This is a genomic window from Paenibacillus aceris, from assembly GCF_017874035.1.
In the GTDB taxonomy this organism is placed as follows: Bacteria; Bacillota; Bacilli; order Paenibacillales; family NBRC-103111; genus Paenibacillus_E; species Paenibacillus_E aceris.
Window position 1 is genome coordinate 83,341 of sequence record NZ_JAGGKV010000025.1, and the last position, 16,925, is coordinate 100,265.

The 16,925-nt window shown below is 46.6% G+C and carries 18 protein-coding genes; 11 read left to right on the top strand and 7 right to left on the bottom strand.

Annotated elements, in window-relative coordinates; all coding sequences use genetic code 11:
* Positions 1 to 5 precede the first annotated feature (5 nt).
* The 3 genes from J2Z65_RS29560 to J2Z65_RS29570 all read left to right on the top strand — a co-directional run bounded on the left by J2Z65_RS29560 (position 6) and on the right by J2Z65_RS29570 (position 1,618).
* Entirely contained in the window at positions 6 to 584 is a 579-nt protein-coding gene (locus tag J2Z65_RS29560; RefSeq protein WP_167068351.1) for a PadR family transcriptional regulator, read from the top strand.
* A gap of 3 nt (positions 585 to 587) precedes the next feature.
* The gene (locus J2Z65_RS29565) at positions 588 to 749 is read left to right on the top strand and encodes a hypothetical protein (protein WP_209856200.1); all 162 of its coding nucleotides are present in this window, start codon (positions 588 to 590) and stop codon (positions 747 to 749) included.
* Positions 750 to 1,378: 629 nt separating this feature from the next.
* Complete coding sequence (locus tag J2Z65_RS29570) at positions 1,379 to 1,618, top strand: hypothetical protein (RefSeq protein ID WP_167068354.1); 240 nt, start codon at positions 1,379 to 1,381, stop codon at positions 1,616 to 1,618.
* Positions 1,619 to 1,795: 177 nt separating this feature from the next.
* On the opposite strand, the gene J2Z65_RS29575 is transcribed toward J2Z65_RS29570, so the two are convergent.
* A complete protein-coding gene (locus J2Z65_RS29575) occupies positions 1,796 to 2,590 on the bottom strand; it encodes a TIGR01457 family HAD-type hydrolase (RefSeq protein ID WP_167068357.1) in 795 nt (264 codons plus the stop codon).
* Positions 2,587 to 4,281, bottom strand: coding sequence for a PAS domain-containing sensor histidine kinase (locus J2Z65_RS29580; protein WP_167068360.1), 1,695 nt, complete (start codon positions 4,279 to 4,281; stop codon positions 2,587 to 2,589). The genes J2Z65_RS29575 and J2Z65_RS29580 overlap by 4 nt, the downstream gene beginning before the upstream one ends.
* Before the next feature lie 285 nt (positions 4,282 to 4,566).
* Here J2Z65_RS29580 and J2Z65_RS29585 point away from each other — a divergent pair, with 285 nt between their 5' ends.
* Together J2Z65_RS29585 and J2Z65_RS29590 are read left to right on the top strand one after the other, a co-directional pair.
* A complete protein-coding gene (locus J2Z65_RS29585) occupies positions 4,567 to 5,025 on the top strand; it encodes a chemotaxis protein CheX (RefSeq protein WP_167068363.1) in 459 nt (152 codons plus the stop codon).
* Positions 5,026 to 5,135: 110 nt separating this feature from the next.
* Complete coding sequence (locus J2Z65_RS29590) at positions 5,136 to 5,912, top strand: SDR family NAD(P)-dependent oxidoreductase (protein WP_240160077.1); 777 nt, start codon at positions 5,136 to 5,138, stop codon at positions 5,910 to 5,912.
* 147 nt (positions 5,913 to 6,059) lie between these two features.
* On the opposite strand, the gene J2Z65_RS29595 is transcribed toward J2Z65_RS29590, so the two are convergent.
* Positions 6,060 to 6,317 (bottom strand): DUF2573 family protein, encoded by a 258-nt coding sequence (locus tag J2Z65_RS29595; RefSeq protein WP_167068368.1) that lies wholly within the window; start codon positions 6,315 to 6,317, stop codon positions 6,060 to 6,062.
* A gap of 82 nt (positions 6,318 to 6,399) precedes the next feature.
* Here J2Z65_RS29595 and J2Z65_RS29600 point away from each other — a divergent pair, with 82 nt between their 5' ends.
* From J2Z65_RS29600 to J2Z65_RS29615, 4 genes are all read left to right on the top strand, one after another.
* The gene (locus J2Z65_RS29600; RefSeq protein WP_167068371.1) at positions 6,400 to 7,209 is read left to right on the top strand and encodes an alpha/beta hydrolase family protein; all 810 of its coding nucleotides are present in this window, start codon (positions 6,400 to 6,402) and stop codon (positions 7,207 to 7,209) included.
* Between the two features lie 110 nt (positions 7,210 to 7,319).
* Positions 7,320 to 7,901, top strand: a complete 582-nt coding sequence (locus J2Z65_RS29605) for an RNA polymerase sigma factor (protein WP_193581162.1) — start codon at positions 7,320 to 7,322, stop codon at positions 7,899 to 7,901.
* Positions 7,902 to 8,046: 145 nt separating this feature from the next.
* Entirely contained in the window at positions 8,047 to 9,426 is a 1,380-nt protein-coding gene (locus J2Z65_RS29610; RefSeq protein ID WP_167068373.1) for a DEAD/DEAH box helicase, read from the top strand.
* A gap of 53 nt (positions 9,427 to 9,479) precedes the next feature.
* Complete coding sequence (locus tag J2Z65_RS29615) at positions 9,480 to 10,025, top strand: hypothetical protein (RefSeq protein WP_167068376.1); 546 nt, start codon at positions 9,480 to 9,482, stop codon at positions 10,023 to 10,025.
* 67 nt (positions 10,026 to 10,092) lie between these two features.
* On the opposite strand, the gene J2Z65_RS29620 is transcribed toward J2Z65_RS29615, so the two are convergent.
* The 4 genes from J2Z65_RS29620 to J2Z65_RS29635 form a co-directional block, all read right to left on the bottom strand.
* Entirely contained in the window at positions 10,093 to 11,295 is a 1,203-nt protein-coding gene (locus J2Z65_RS29620; protein ID WP_167068379.1) for an MFS transporter, read from the bottom strand.
* Complete coding sequence (locus J2Z65_RS29625) at positions 11,292 to 12,116, bottom strand: HAD family hydrolase (protein ID WP_167068382.1); 825 nt, start codon at positions 12,114 to 12,116, stop codon at positions 11,292 to 11,294. The genes J2Z65_RS29620 and J2Z65_RS29625 overlap by 4 nt, the downstream gene beginning before the upstream one ends.
* Positions 12,109 to 12,885, bottom strand: coding sequence for a DeoR/GlpR family DNA-binding transcription regulator (locus J2Z65_RS29630; protein WP_167068385.1), 777 nt, complete (start codon positions 12,883 to 12,885; stop codon positions 12,109 to 12,111). Before J2Z65_RS29630 ends, J2Z65_RS29625 begins: the two co-directional genes overlap by 8 nt.
* Before the next feature lie 152 nt (positions 12,886 to 13,037).
* Positions 13,038 to 14,693: an FAD-dependent oxidoreductase gene (locus J2Z65_RS29635; RefSeq protein WP_167068387.1), complete on the bottom strand. Its 1,656-nt coding sequence runs from the start codon at positions 14,691 to 14,693 to the stop codon at positions 13,038 to 13,040.
* A 216-nt stretch (positions 14,694 to 14,909) separates the two neighbouring features.
* Between J2Z65_RS29635 and J2Z65_RS29640 the strand changes: the two genes are divergently transcribed.
* Together J2Z65_RS29640 and J2Z65_RS29645 are read left to right on the top strand one after the other, a co-directional pair.
* A complete protein-coding gene (locus J2Z65_RS29640; RefSeq protein ID WP_167068390.1) occupies positions 14,910 to 16,124 on the top strand; it encodes an S-layer homology domain-containing protein in 1,215 nt (404 codons plus the stop codon).
* 162 nt (positions 16,125 to 16,286) lie between these two features.
* Positions 16,287 to 16,565 carry a hypothetical protein gene (locus tag J2Z65_RS29645; RefSeq protein WP_167068393.1) on the top strand — a complete coding sequence of 93 codons (279 nt, stop codon included), beginning with the start codon at positions 16,287 to 16,289 and terminating at the stop codon, positions 16,563 to 16,565.
* The last annotated feature ends 360 nt before the right edge of the window (positions 16,566 to 16,925 follow it).

Here is a 16,925-nt window from a genome sequence, read left to right on the forward strand (position 1 = left end):
CCGCTATGTCGATGAAGCTCGTCATACTCGGTCTTTTGATGGAAGCCAACCGGCATACGTATGAAATTCGGCAAACGATGAAAGAACGAGGCATGCATAATTATATGAAGCTGCAAGATGGCTCGCTCTATTATGCCATGGATCAATTGCGCAAGGACGGTCACGTGGAAGCACTTGAAGTCGTGCGCGATACCAATCGCCCGGAGAAAACCGTCTTTCAAATTACCGAAGCCGGGAAACTTAAATTTCAAGAGCTGCTGATCGAGCAGCTGCATGAAGAAATTAAGCACTATCACCCGCTATACGTCGCTCTGCCATTTTCCGTGCATGGTGACCAAGCCAAAATAGCCGATATTCTTGAAAATAAAATATTAGCCGAGAAAATGATCATGAACAGAATAAAAAGCATCTACGAGGAGCACCGAAACACGGTTCCCCGTGTTGTTTTACAGATGATGATTGGCACATATAAACGCTCCTTTAGTGAGTTAAAATGGCTGGAGCAGCTGCAAAAGGATGCCCGAGAAGGGCGTCTGCAGGAAAAAGGCTCTCCTCCGGAAGTAGACTGGGACCGGTTGGACTGAGCGATGATTTACAGCGCTACAGGTGTTCCGCCGCGGCGCTCATGTGCAGTAACGATGTTTTTCATCGTTACAGGTGAGAAAAGGCCAGACTGCCTGGCCTTTTTCGGCATGCAGCGATGTTTTACTTCGCTACAGGTGCTCCGCCGCGGCGTTCACGTGCAGTAACGATGTTTCTCATCGTTACAGGTGAGAAAAGGCCAGACTGCCTTGCCTTTTTCGGCATGCAGCGATGTTTTACATCGCTACAGGTGCTCCGCCGCGGCGATCACGTGCAGCAACGATGTTTTTCATCGTTACAGGTGAGAAAAGGCCAGACTGCCTCACCTTTTTCGGCCTGCAGCGATGTTTTACATCGCTACAGTTGCTCCGCCGCGGTGCTCATGTGCTGCAACGATGTTTTTCATCGTTACAGGTGAGAGAAGGCCAGACTGCCTGGCCTTTTTCGGCATGTAGCGATGTTTTACATCGCTACAAGTGCTCCGCCGCGGCGCTCATGTGCAGCAACGATGTTTCTCATCGTTGCAGGTGAGAAAAGGCCAGACTGCCTGGCCTTTTTCGGCATGCAGCGATGTTTTACATCGCTACAAGTGCTCCGCGGCGGCGCTCACGTGCTGCAACGATGTTCCTCATCGTTGCAGGTGAGAAAAGGCCAGACTGCCTGGCCTTTTTCGGCATGCAGCGATGTTTTACATCGCTACAGGTGCTCCGGGGCGGCGCTCACGTGCAGCAACGATGTTTCTCATCGTTGCAGGTGAGAGAAGGCCAGACTGCCTGGCCTTTTTCGGCATGTAGCGATGATTTACATCGCTACAGTTGCTCTGCGGCGGCGCTCACGTGCTGCAGCGATGTTTTACATCGCTACAGTTGCTCCGCGGCGGCGCTCATGTGCAGTAGCGATGTTTTACATCGCTACAGGTGCTCCGCCGCGGCGCTCACATGCTGCAACGATGTTTCTCATCGCTACAGGTGCTCCGTCGCGGCGCTCACGTGCTGTAACGATGTTTCTCATCGTTACAGCACGTGAGCGCAAATAAAAAAAAGCCCATTTCATTTTGAAAGGGGCAAGTCAGTTATGCTTTTGCAATATAAGCCGCATAAAGTCGGATGCATTGATTATCGTTGCATGTGTTACAAGGAGCAAGACTTAGTTTTCCGTTTACCATTAGGCTTCAGCCTATGGCCAGTCAATAGGAGCCTTCAACGTCAGCGAACTAAGACCTGTCAAAAGCACTGAATTGCGCGATGAAATGCGCCAAATCATCGCAAACAAGGTCGGGCGTCACGCCTGCCGACGCCACTTGCTCGTGCACGTTATCCGCCGTTGCGACGCCGGTCAGCACGAGCGCCGTGCGGCACCCCGACACCACGCCTCCGCGGATGTCGGTGTACACGTTATCGCCGATGACCCAGACATCGGCGGCAGGAAGACCGAGCCGCTCTATGGCGTAAGCCATGATGATCGGCGAAGGCTTCCCGATCACCACCGGCTCCACGCCGGAGGCGGCGGTGATCGAAGCGGCCAGGGAGCCTGCCCCTGGCATAAGCCCCCCATCCGACGGCAGCATGCGGTCGGGGTTGGTTAACACATAGGTCGCGCCAGCCTTCACGTGGCGGACCGCTTCGGTCAGCTTCTCATAGGAGAAGCTGCGGTCAATGCCTTGGACGACGTAATCCGGTGGCGTCGTCCCGTCAATAGCGAAGCCGGACGCCTCTAAGGCGATCCGCAGTCCGGCTTCGCCTACCATATGCACGCGGCTGCCGCCGCGCTGCTCGGTCAAATACTTGGCGGCAGCCTGTGAGGAGGTATAGACCGCTGCCGCCGGTACTTCGATGCCGAGTTCTAGCAGATGCTCGGCAACCTGCTCCGGCGTACGGGATGAATTGTTCGTCACCAGCAAATAGGGCATGCGGTGCTGCTGCAGCCACCGAATGAAAGAATCAGCATGGGGAATCGGTTCATGCCCCCGATACAGTGTACCATCCAAATCAATTAGAAAACCTTTCATGATGCGAACACTCCCTCGTTGTCTTTTGTTTGTGCGGAAGGAAGTGTAATTTCAACCGTCGTTCCTTCTTCCAGTTTACTTCGAATTTCCATCATGCCGCCATGCGCCTCAATAATGCGGTAACAAACCATGAGACCAAGTCCAGTACCTTTTTCCTTCGTGCTATAGAAGGGTTCTCCCAACTTGGGCAGCCGTTCCGGTGCGATACCGCAACCTTGATCAATGAAACGAATGAGAACGTTTCGCTGCGTAGGGTCGGCTGCAGCTTGGATACGCATTTTTCCCCCTTGTTCCATAGATTCCAGCGCATTTTTCAAAATATTAATGAAAACCTGCTTAATTTGCCGCTCGTCACAAGAAACAGGAGGGAGCTCAGGCGCAATATCGGCTTCGATTTGAATGTTTTCAAGCAGCGCTTGCGGATGAAGGAGTTCAATGGTGCTCATAACAATCGCGTCGATAGTTCGAGTGGCAAAGTTCGTCGCCTGAGGCTTGGATACAAACAGGAACTCATTCACAATAAACTCAATGCGCTGCAGTTCTTTTTGCATAATTTCTATGTAATACTGCTCTTTTGTATTATTTGTTTTCAATAATTGAAGGAATCCCTTCAGAGCTGTCAAAGGATTGCGGATTTCGTGCGCCACACCGGCAGCCAATTGGCCGACGGCAGACAGCTTATCTGATTTAATAAGCAGCTCCTGCGTCTTTTTTAACTCGGTAATATCTTTAAATGTGATAACCGTCCCCAGAATGTGGCCCTTCTCCTCGAGAATGGGACTGGACATATATTCGACCGGGAAAGAGGTGCCATCTTTTCTCCAGAACAGGTCCTCTCTCATTATGGGATCATCCAAATTCAGCACAGTGTTTAAAATGGGACTTTCCTCGCGTGAATACGGGGTTCCATCCGTCTTTTCAGGCCGAATCAGATTATGAATTTGCCGGCCCAGCATTTCGTCCACTTTCCAACCGGTAATAGCTTCAGCAGCCTGATTCCAAAAAATAGTGCGGCCACTCATATCAATCCCATAAATGCCTTCTGATACGGAGTTGAGGATGAGCTGATTTTGCTTATAGAGCTTGTCGATGACCTTCTTTTGTTCTTTAACTTCCGTAAGATCTTTTAAGATGGCGTAAACCCCTACCACCTGGCCATCGACCTTCGTCGGGACGAAAGTTACATTAGAAGGGATAGGGAACCCATTTTGATGGATAAAAGAGGCCTCAAAGTTTTGCGGCATCCCGGCAGAGGCCACTTGGAAATGATGTAAAGCCTTGAGCAAATCTGGCGGGCTGATCATAGGGATAAAGGAAGTCAGCATGCTGCTTTCGCACCCAAGACCCAAAAGGCTTTCGATCCCATCATTAGCTGACAGTACTTCACCATCGAGGCTAAATGAAATAATCGAGTCCGGATGATTGTCGTATAAGGATTGATAGCGCTCGGCGGTTTCCAGAATGGCGGCTTCTTTGCGTTTTATCCTTTTAATCCCGAACCAAGCCAATCCAACCATTGAGCAAAATACAATCATATCGGTTGTTACACCGATGAAACGGTGAGCCTTTACGTAAGGAATCTGATGGATAATGAAAAAATCCGCACCGACCAGTATGAGAGCGATCATATGATATACAAGCATAAGCTGGTATAAAGTATAATTGCTATTTGTCGTTTTCTGTTTTATCATGGCGGGCTATCAGCGCTCCTTTGAGGGACATACACTTTTTAAGTGTATCAGGATTCGACACATTTATATATAATCTTCCAGATTACAGGCTGGATTTCCTGCTGAAAAAGATCTCTAAATCCATGTTTGACAATTTTAGTATGAAGGCAGGACGAAGCTCTGTATGTGAGTACAAGGAACTAATTTATGAAAAAATGCAGTATACTTGTCCTAGTATTTTAGGTATAATGTTGAAAAAGGTCGTTTTTCGTGGAACTTATTCACAAATGAGATCGGAGCGGAGCTATGAAGGCTGAGTACATTAATCCTTTTTTGGAGTCGGCTAGAATTGTCATCGAGCAGGTTGCTAACATTCGCCCAACTACCGGGCAGCTCGGCGTCAAAGACGTCAAATTTGTGGAAAAGTATATTTGGATCCAAATCGGGATGACCGGACAAATGGAAGGCGATATTGTTTTCGGGTTGGCTGAAGATGTCGCCCTGAAGATGGTTTCTGCGATGATGGGCGGATTTGTGATTACGGAAATGGACGATATGGGCAAGAGTGCCATATCGGAGCTCGGTAATATGATTAGCGGGAATGCGAGCACGATGCTCTTTAATCAAGGTGTGAGGGTGGATATTACGCCTCCGAAGCTTGTTCAATCTGCAACGGCTGCAGGATTTGTGCCGAAGAGAGCGTTAACTATACCGTTGATCATGGATAGCATTGGCGAGCTGGACATTCAAGTGTTAATTACGTAATATGAATTTTGAATAATTATGCTGGATACATATGTTAGAATGAATGGAGTACTGCGGTAAGCAGTTCTCTTTTTTTTTTGTAATTTGCTGAAATAAGGAGAGAAATGACGTTGAACATCTCGAACAAAATCGTCTTGATTACAGGGGCTTCAAGCGGTATCGGCGCCGTCATGGCACAGCAATTTGCGGCAATGGGGGCGATCCCCGTTCTAACTGCCCGCAGTACAGACAAGCTCGAAACGATTGCAGCCGGCATACAAGGTCAACATGCAGTTTACGCCTTAGATGTAACGAATACGCAGCAGGTCAATGAGGTGGTTAGCCAGGTTATTGCGAAGTTCGGCCGCATTGATATTTTAATCAATAATGCCGGTTATGGAATATTTGAATCGTTCGCAGGGGCGCCTCTTGAGCACTTTGAAGATATGATGAACGTGAACTACATGGGGATCGTCCGTTGTACACAAGCGGTATTGCCTCATATGCTGAAGGCAGGAAGTGGTCATATCGTGAACATTGCTTCTATGGCGGGCAAAATCGGTTCAGCCAAATCTACGGGCTACTCGGCAACGAAGCATGCCGTACTTGGTTTCACGAACAGCTTGCGTCAGGAATTGATGCGAACGGGGATTTCCGTTACGGCGATTAACCCGGGACCGATCTCCACACCATTCTTCGATAAAGCAGACCCGAGTGGGAACTATGTTAAAAATGTCGCTTGGTTTATGCTCAAACCGGAGAAAGTCGTTAAAGAACTAATCCATGCCGTACAGAAAAAAATACCGGAAAAGAATCTTCCTTTTGTAGCTGGCGTCGGAATTAAGCTGTTTCATCTGTTTCCCCGGCTTTTCGACCGGCTGGCCTCGGGTATTCTAAATAAAAAATAAAGCGGCTCCCGGTCTGCAGACTGGGATTCCGCTTTTTTCAGTAGAGTAAGAAAGTATAAGTTTTATACTTTTGCTTCGCACCTACCTTGACAAACGCGCTCGTCCTAATTGGACGACGAATCGTTTATCCTTGTACTGTGAGCGAAATTACTTCGACTCAGGTTTTTTTGCTTGCTGGGCTTGGTTGAGATCACGAATCTCTTCGAAAATGCGGCGCACTTCGGCTTTGCTTTCCGGATGCGTTTGATTCCAATGGGAAGTCAAGGCGGGAAGCGATTTATGAACGTGATTAAAGAATGCCCAAATCTTTATTTTCTCAAGCATTTCAGGCGATGTGTCTCCCGTAATGAGTTCAGCGGTTTTTAACACTAAGGCGTTAAATTCTTTCTCAAAATCTGTATTCATAGTTTCATCCCTTCGGATGGAAAATAGTAAGACACTTTAAGTTTATATGATGATCTGACAGCTGTCAAAATAGGGGGAACCCATGTCCATAGCACAATTGCAAGATGGTCAGTTAGTGGCAAGAGAGCAAATTCGCTGCTTTGTGAAGCATATTTCACTATTTATTCTTACCTATGTAAGCCAGGGGTTAAAGGTGAAGGGACTTTTAGCCGTTCCGGAAGGAACAAATCCACTCCCAGCAGTTATTTACTGCAGAGGAGGAATCAAACGTGTGGGTATGGTTCGGAAGCGGCGAATTATCTCCATGGCGAAACGCGGTTATGTCGTCTTTGCGCCCTATTATAGAGGAAATGAAGGCGGTGAAGGGCGCGAAGATTTCGCAGGGGAAGACAGGTTCGATGTATTTCATGCCATTCCATTGGTACAGTCCTTAGATGAAGTACAACCTGGTCCTGTATCTTTAATCGGGTTTTCCCGTGGGGCCGTTATGGCGATGCGCGCGGCTAGAGAGTGCAGCGGGGTTGGCCCTGTTGTTGTTTGGGGAGGAGTGAGTGACATGTTCGATACGTACGAGCAGCGAGTGGATTTGCGGCGGATGTTAAAGCGCGTAGTCGGGCACCCGAAGAAACAAGTGGAAGCTTATCAAGATCGGTCCCCGGCGTCATGGGTTCACGAGGTCGACACATCCATTTATATCATTCATGGTACTCATGACTCGCAAGTCGATATCGGTCATGCCAAAAAATTGGCTGAATCCTTGGAAAGAGCAGGAAAAGCTTACACGATGGCCTTATTCACAGGACTAGATCACCGCTTTCCCCGGAAAGAAGATGAGAAGGCGCTTGATGATGTATTTGCCTGGCTACGAGAAAAAAACCAACATAAGTACTAAGTGGATTATATTACCATAATACTTTGTTTTTATTGTTGTTTACTCCCTAGCTTTGCCCTAAAATAAGGGTATGAAATAGAGATTGTTTTTACCTGGTTGGCTAGGGGGCGTTGATTTCGAAGTCTCTCAGACTGTTATTTAGCAGTGATTTCTATAACTTAGAGAAGAGCGTGCAGGAACAGATATATCATGAGTTCTATCTCCTCGTCTATCCGATGATTTATTTTATTCTTAGGGATCATGCGGCTGTAGAGGATATCATTCAAGAGTCTTTTCTTCGGGCTGTGCACAAGGCGCCGCTGCTTCAAGATATAGATAAATATGAAAGCTGGGTTAAGAAGTTGACCCGGAATGTAACGCTGAATCACCTCCGGAAGCACAAACGCAACCGGGATGAATTAGAAACTGAGCTCATGCTGTGTATAAAGGAAACGGCGCCAACCTCGGATTATTTGGGTACTCTGGATCAAGAGGTCGAGCTGAAGCTTATGCGCGAAGCCATCATCTCTTATATCAACCAATTAACACCGTCCTACCGGCAAATTATTGCGATGAAATGGATACATAATTTATCTTACAAGGATATGGCGATGGAGCTCGGGGTTACAGAGGGTGTTGTACGTCAGCGTTTGTTCCGGGCAAGAGACGTGATCAAGCAGAAGCTGTTAGAAGAGTGGGGAACAGGCAAATAAGAGTCCATGCGGACTCTTATTTCTGCTTATATGGAGAAAGATATTGTCCGTTTAGCGGTGTTTTTCCAAGTTCCGATTTGTATCGATATAAGGCGTGGCATATAATAGGGTCATTAGGTTGAATGAGAAAAGGGGTTTACGTCCATTGAGTACAAGCTTTGAACAGCTGCAAATTGCACAAACGTATTTAGATAAATTGAAAGAACTGGGCATTGGAGAGCCAACGCCGATTCAGACAGAAGCGATCCCTGTTTTAAAACAAGGTAGCGATGCGATCATTCAGTCCCAAACAGGCACAGGCAAAACGTTAGCGTATTTACTGCCGGCTCTGGAACAAATTGATCCAACACAGAAACAGCTGCAGGTTCTTGTTGTTGTCCCTACAAGGGAGCTGGGGATGCAAATCATGCAGGAAATTGAAAAATTAACGGCCGGCGGCCCAATTCGTTCGCAATCTTTGATTGGCGGAGCGGCTGTGGTCAGACAGGTCGAAAAGCTTCGACTGCATCCTCATATCGTTGTGGGAACACCTGGGCGTTTGCTTGAGCTAATGAAAATAAAAAAGCTGACGTTGCACCATGTGAAAATCGGCGTTATCGATGAAGTGGATCAAGTGTTCGAGTTAGGTTCTATGCAGGATGTTGAAGCCGTCCTAAAAGGGATGCTGAAGTCCAGTCAAAAAGTATTCGTGTCTGCGACAATTCCGCAAAGTACAGAGCAAGCGGCAGGCAGATGGCTGAAGGAGCCTGTTATTATTAAAATCAATCCAAGCCAGCGCACTGCGGAAACCTTGGAACATCTGTATGTGGTATGCCAGGAACGTGAAAAGATTGATACACTTCGAAGACTTGTGCGTTTAATTAAGCCCAAATCTGCAATTGTCTTTATCAATGTTACGGACGATATCGCTCAAGTTGTAGCTAAGCTTCAATATGTTGGATTGTCTATAGAAGCTTTATACGGAGAAGCGAGCAAACAGGACCGGGCCAAAGTGATGGGGAGTTTCCGCGATGGGAAATTCCAATTGCTGCTGGCGACGGACGTTGCTGCAAGAGGATTGGACATTGAAGGGGTTACGCATGTCTTCCATTTGGATCCTGCCACTAACGCGGAGTACTATCTCCACCGCGTAGGCCGGACCGGTCGAATGGGCCGCGAGGGCACGACCATTTCCATCGTGACACCGAAGGAGCAGTTCATTCTCGATAAATTCGAGAAACAGCTCGGTATCACGATCGCGCCGAAGGCGATGTACGAGGGCCGGCTCGTCGATCCGGCCCAGGATCGTAGTGCGGCTGCTATGCGCAGCCGCCGTGAAGCTGCGCGCCCGAGGGAAGCGGCAGCTGTACGCACCAGCGCTGCGTCGATGGACGCGCGCGAGGTTAGCGCTGCCCCGGCGAAGCCGGCAGCGCCGAAGCACACGGCCGCCGGCGGCAAGGCCGTGAGTAAAGCCCAGCGCGAGCGAGATCGCAAGAGCAAGGGCGCTCCTCGCTGGCTTAAGGAAAAGCAGCAGAACAAAGAGTAGCCGATTACGGTTCGGTACAGCTCGTCAAATCTGTCTTCTGCGGGGTGTGAAGCGTGCTGAAAAAGTTATTTGTTTTCGCCATTGCGGTTATCGTCATTCTTACGGCCGCCGCGGCGATGATCATCCGGCACATCAAACCTACTGAGGATCTAGACCTGAACTATGAAGAAATCTCGATCGCCAGTAAAGTCGCAGACATTGTCAAGAACAGGAAGCTGGAGGTGCAGGTAAGCGAGCAAGATTTAAACAATCTTGTCAAAAAGCAGTTGGCCGCCCATCAGACTTTGCCTAATGGTGTTCGAATCGAAGGGGCCAAGCTCACACTTCAGGGGGCAGACCTTGTAGCTGACGTAAATGTCAGGTGGCAGGACAAAGTGCCTGTGGGTGCCCAATTGCTTTTTACCCTAGCATGGGATCCGCCGAATGTGGTTATTCAACATCAAAGCACGATGATCAAAGGCATGCAGTTACCAAAAGAATGGCTTCAGCTGGCTCCAATTGAGCTTTCAATCGAAGATCACTTGCCGCTGCTTATTGGTGTGAAGGATGTGCGGTTCGAGGAGAAAGCGGTCTATATACAATTGAAGGCGCTGCGGTAATAAGGTGGCTGAGCAAAAAAAGGACAACCCGATGGACGGGTTGTCCTTTTTCTATAAACAGCGTCTGCTATGTTACAATCGCGGACTCCTGTGCCCTTTTACTCGCAGCTTGCACCTTCCACCTGCGAGAATAGACAACAATCCCGAACACCACACACATGCCAGCTAACACAAACCAAATCGACACGCCAACTTGAAATTTATCCATCCCCCAGCCAACGCCCAGCGGAAGGACGGATCCGCCTAAACCGCCAGCTGCAATAAGCGTGCTTGTTGTTTGCTCCGTACGTCCAGGGAGCAGTTGATTCGCATAGATTAGAGCGACAGCGAACATTCCTGACATGAAGAGGCCAAGCAGAAGAACGATAGCGAAGCTGCTCCACAGCTGAGTGCTGAACAACCACAAAAAAACAGTAATCAAGCTGCCGCCAAAAGAGACGGCCAAGTAGCGGAAATAGGTCATTTTCTCGGCAAGAACGCCGGCGAATAGACGCCCTACTACCATAGCAATCCAGTAAGCCGTTACCGCCAAAGTGGAAACAGAGCTTGATGTGTGCATTTGATCGATAAAGATCGAAGGCAGGAAATTAACAATCGTATTTTCCATCCCTACGTAAATGAAGAAAACAAGCATGAATAGGATAAGGAAAGTTAAGGAGCTTTTCGTCAGAGCCGGAGGCTTATTATCTTGCTGCGTCCGGTCTGCTTTGTGAGCCAACAATTCGTCGTGCTCCCCTAAGGAAAGCTTCGACCAAATGAAGCCTGTGGCTAGAGCGCTTAGTCCCAGCAGCATAAAGCCATATTTCCATAGCCCGTTGGCAATCAGGAAACTCGAAACAATTGGCATAATTAATGCGCCAAGACCGAAGAAAACTTCAAGCGTACTGAAGGCAGAAGCTTGCTTATCCTTCGCTGCCATTAAAACAAAAGTAGAAATGCTCGCTTCAACGAGCCCGAAAGCCACACCTGCTAAGAATGACAGACACACCGCGAGAGGCCAAGGAGGCAGCATCACGATGGCGATCATGGCTATAAAGAGCAGCCCAAAAGCCGTAATTATCGTGCTTCGCCGGCTGATGCGACGGCTGAGTGAGGGCATGCTTAGCACACCAAGAAGGAATCCGCCGAACTCCAGGAACACCAGCAGACCCCCGTCGCTGTAGCTCCGTCCATAGTGTGCAAGTAATTCAGGCAAAACAGCGCCAAAAATAACGTGAGTACAGCCTGTTAATAAGTAGGACAAGCAGCCCATGATGAGCAATCTTTTCATAAAATTGTGTATCCTTTTTGCTCGGCTGCATATTTCTCGTTATAGGCAAATACATGATTAATCGCTTCAGCTACAGACTCGACGTGATAAGTTGCTCGTTGTTTGACATCCGGGTGAGCGCCTTTCATTGCAAAGCTATGGGGAGTTACGCCGAACATGGAGATATCATTGAAGGAATCTCCGATACATGCGATTTCTTCAGGTTGTAGGCCCAATTTCTCAATAAGCACAAGCAGCGAGTTGCCTTTGGAAACTTGGAGCGGCATAATGTCCAAGCAATCCTTGTCGGAGATGAACAGTTCGACTTGATCGCCGAGCTTTTCCTCCATTAGTGCCTTAAGCTTTAAGAGTACATGGATATCACCAAACAAAGAGAATTTACAAACGGATAGTTCGCCTCTTAATGACTGTTCCAAGTCCTCTTTCAAAATAAAAGGCCGGAATGTTCGTGACTGAACGTCGTCGGAGGCAGGTGTCAGATGCGTGATATAATTCGCTTCCCCCGAGCAAACCAGCTTGACGAGATCAAAATCTTTCAGCAATTGGTACACTTGAAAAGATACTTCAGGATCGAAAAGCTCGGATTTCAAAAACGTACCGTCCTCCAGATGGATGAATGCGCCATTTTGTGATAAGGAATAAGCTCGATGCCCAATTTCCTCTAAGACTTGCTGCATCTCTACATTCATTCTTCCTGATGCCAGACAGAGTATCATATCGGCTTCTTTTACTCTTTTGAGGGCGGCTTGTTCTCGTGCGCTAACCTTCTTGCTATGATCGAGCAATGTGCCATCCAAATCACTTACGATAAGCTTAATCATGTAAGTCATCTCCTTCTGCATAAACGATTTCAACTTCGCTTGCAAGTAATTTTTCTTTCATTTCCGGGCTTAACGCCTGATCCGTAACGAGAATATCGATGCTATCGAAACCTACCACACGATGAAAAAGCCTTTTACCAAACTTGGAGTGATCGGCTAAAACAATGACCTGATCAGCATGCTGCATCATGGCGCGAACTAGATAACTATCCTCTTCGTTAGGCGCCGACAGGCCCTCTTCCGTAATTCCACAGGTCCCGATCAATAGCTTATCGACGTGGTAATCATTTAACATTTCAATTGCTTTTGCTCCGTATACGCTATGGTGTTTGTTGTCCAAGACACCGCCAAGAATATGGATCGTCGTCTGATCCTTACGGGTTAAGATAGCAGCAATTTCTATGGAGCTTGTCACCACTACATTGTTCTTAGAGCTTAGTGCGGTTGCAGCATGAAGAACTGTGGTGGAAGCATCCATCATAATATAGTCCCCATCCTGTATGAGCCCTGCGGCAGCCTTGCCGATGGTTAGCTTCGAGGAGGACTCGGCTTGCAGTCTTTGCTCATAGTTGCCTACTTCTTTGGATAGAGTGGGAAGGATAGCGCCGCCGCGTGTTCGCACAATGCGTCCTTGCTCCTCAAGCTTCACCATGTCACGCCTCGCCGTATCCCGGGAAACATCGTAGAGCTCACAAATCACATCAACCGTAATGCGCTTATTCGATTTTAAGTAATCAATAATTGAAATGAGTCTCTCTTCTTGAAACAATTGATTTTCACTCCCTTCGCTTAAGTGAATATAAGTGTTTTTAAGTATTATCATTATTATATGACTGCAGTTTCTTTTTTTCAACCATCCATTCATTAAAATTTCGTAAAAAAAACCGCACAATCGTCTAAGAACGAATGTACGGTCTTTCGTTATTTTACAGCTGTTTTTTTACGGGTCTGCACATAGCTGGGATACGTAATTTCTCCGCTATCGAGCTTTCTAATTTCTTCTTCATTCCAACCGCTAATTTTGTTCGTGCCGGTTATTCCCGTCAACTTGATTTGGTAATGGGCAGCTAAATATTGCTGCAGCTTGGCCATTTCATCCGGTGTAATCTCTCTAAGCTTTTGCTTGCCATGAACTTGACCCAGAATGACGCCGATCGATTCAGCTGCCAGACTCGTATTCGGTTGAATTCTTGTGCTGCCATAAGCAATCGCCGAAGAGCCCACATTTTTTCCAGCCGCAATGACATTTTCATAGTTTTTCAGCAAAAAGCTGCGCAGTGGCATGCCGTATTTATCGGGACGTCCCATTTCAATTCCCCACTTGTTGGCGCTCGTGCCCTGTAAATCAAGCGGATAACCGCCGATGCTGACATTATCCCAGAACATCGTGCCCGAAAGGAGATCGGACGGTTTTAATACATAATCCATTTCGTAATGATTATATTCCCGTACATAAGGATAAGTCGGCAGTTCGCCAAGCTCGGCATGCTCCCAGCCCGGCAATGTTTTTCGGAAATGCCCCAGAATGGACGCCGTTTCTTTATTGCCCAATGTAACAGCCTCCTGGATGGATTCTGGTTTGGACGGGTCAACCGTATACACCAGAAGGGCGTTAATCAAAACTTCCCCATCCCTTTGATTCACGGCATTTAATCCTCTTAAAAATAAGCGGTCATTAGAAGGATGATAAGCTTTCGTCATTCCGCTTAGTCCGATTGCAAAGCTGTCGCTGACATAGCCGCCGCCGAATTGTTTGGATTTTTCATCGGGTTTTAGCGCGTTGAAAGTTGTATTGAACTTTTTCCAATCGACATGCTTGAACTTCATCATCATGCCGGCACTCATATATTCGATCTCTTTTTGTCCATAAAATTTCTCAAGTCCTGGCAATCTTTTGGCATCAAGTCGAGAGATGAGCGCAGCGTAATCGCTATTATCGACCCAGTAGCTCGCTGTAATCTTCTTCTTCTCATTTTGAGCTGTTGTATACACAATAGAAGCAACTTTGTGCATGTTGTCAGGCGTTTTGAGTTGCTCAATTTCATTCATGGTGACCCCGGATTCAACAGGGATATTTAGGATCAATTTATTCATATAGGAAGTAAACTCGGAAAGCTTGCGAATCTTGGCATTACGGAAACCGTCGAATAATTCTTTAACACGGCCTTGTACGAGTAAATGACCTTGATCGTCGCGTGTTTCGTCCAGAAAGAGCATTTGACTCTGAAGAATTTGACCCCCAAAAGCCTTATGAGGATCAAGAACCTTAACCTTCAAGCCTTCATCTGCCGCCGCCCGGGCTAAATACAGACCTTCTAGCTCACTGCCGATTACAACTACGTCAAATTGCTCCGATGGATACGTGTTTAAATTTTCATTACTGATTCCTGCCGCTGGAGCCGAGGGCGCTACGCTAGCAGGGGGAGGATCTTGATGCGTGATAGTTGGTGCTGTAAGATCAGCAGGTTCCTCTATTGCTTGTTTATGTCCGAATTTGCCGAAAGTGAAGACTGACAAAACAATAAGGATAACGACAAGAGCAATGACGAGTTGAACTCTTGATTTTCGTAAACGCATGTATGAGCTCCTTTAGTGATAGTCTTATATCTCGTTTAGTTTAGCAGTTTCATAGGGGATTTAACAGACTCGACAAATCGATATTTTAAAAGATTCCAAGTACGACCCCCCTAAACATTTCCTCAAGGGCGAATCCTTGTAACATAACCAGGAACCCTTCGCGAAGGCTCCACATTATTTATACCAATCATATGAATAAGGGAGAGGGAACTTGATATGAAAAAGAATTTAATGAAAAAAGCTGTAGCAACTGGACTAGTATTAACAATGGTAATGGGAGGCGCTTCTGCAGCGTTTGCCAAAGGAAATGACCGTGATGACCACGGCAAAGGAAACAATAGCTATAATAGCTTTTATAATAATGGTAAAAACAACAAGGGTAACATTAGCGGCAACATTCAAATCCGCATTAACTTTGACGACCTCAAAGGCGCTCAATGGGCAATGCGTTACATAGCTAGCTTGGCATCCAAACAAGTATTCGAAGGCTACGAAGACGGTACGTTCAAACCGGACAAATCCGTTTCCCGTATTGAAGCGATTACAGCCGCTGTAAGATTGATGGGTCTGCGTGATCAAGCGGAATCCGCTACTGAAATGGCAACAAAATTAAACTTCAAAGATGCTGATAAAATCCCTGCTTGGGCAGTAGGATACGTAGCTGTAGCACTTGAAAACGACCTTTTCACTGAGAGCGATGACTCCGTTCAACCGAATAAAGAAGCTGACCGCCTATGGGCAACTACGCTTCTAGTGAAAGCTCTGAAACTTGAGTCCGAAGCTAAAGCAAAAATGAACACAGCACTTACTTTCAAAGATGCAAAACAAATCCCTGCTGGATCTGTTGGCTATGTAGCTGTAGCTATCGAAAAAGGTCTAGTTGACGGATTCGAAGATAACACATTCAGACCAAACCAAAACGTAACACGTGCCCAATTGGCAGCTTTGTTGGATCGTACTGGCGGGCAAATGCCTGATGAAGAAAACAACGTAGCTGGAACTGTGAACGCAGCAGTTTACAATAACGTGCTTCCGGTAACTAAAGCGGGAGTTACAACAAACTATGTTCTGCACCCGGATGCATTCATTTTGCGTAACGGCGTGAAAGTTGCTGCTTCCGATATTCAAGTTGGAGACGAAGTAAAAGTTCGTTCTTTCAATAATCAAGTTGTATTCGTAGAAGTTACGAAATTGGCGCAAGTGAACCAATCTTTTGATGTAGTAGGTACATTGAACGGAACAACCGTTGATGCCAATGGTAAAATCACAACGATTTCCATCACTCAAAATATCAATAACGTTAACCAAACTACGGTTTACAACGTAGCAGCTAACGTAGCTTTGACAGGCAACCTTGGTTCATTTACACAAGGTCATGTTGTAGAGCTTAAAGGTCAAAACCAAGTTGTTACATCTATTGATGTAAAATAAATGATGTAAGGTAATAAAGAACTCTTAGAGAGATAGACGAAGGTTAAATACAACATAACAGGCTCCTCGCTTTTTATAGCGAGGGGCTGTTGTGTTTTATGCCGTATAAACTTCCGTTTCTTGTGGGAAACTGTTCTTTATCTTGAAAGGAGTGGTATTGATATGAACGAAACACTTATGGAAACATTCAAAAGGTATTACGCCGACTATAGAGGGTCTGCCAATATGGAGCAAAGCTTTACCGATGCTTACCAAGCTATGGCGTATCATGTTATTGAGCAAACGGATCATTTCGCCCAGGGGGGCAACTTGGAGGCTATTCAAAATATGATCCGCGAATACAAAGAGATCGGCTTAGCAGTTGCACCTAGCAATGATGCACTGAAAGAGCGTTTCGAACAGGAATTGGTTGAAGAAATGCTTAATCGAGGACATTCATAATAAAATGCTTAACCGAACCATCTGAAAAAAATGTAGAAAAGTGTTGCATTATTTCTGCCACCATGGTATATTGTCATTCCGGCCAAGACGAGCTGAAAATTTCATCGAAAAATGTAAAAAATAAAGCTTGCGTCTGGTTGGTTGAATGTGCTATATTGTAATTCCGGCCGCGAGAGTGGTACGGAATGAGAGAGAAATTGATCTTTGAAAACTGAACAACGAGTGAGTAAAGCACAGTCGAGCAATCGACTATAAATGAGATTGTAAAATCTCGCTAGCAAGTCAATGAGTACAATTAAGCTTTTCTATTATGGAGAGTTTGATCCTGGCTCAGGACGAACGCTGGCGGCGTGCCTAATA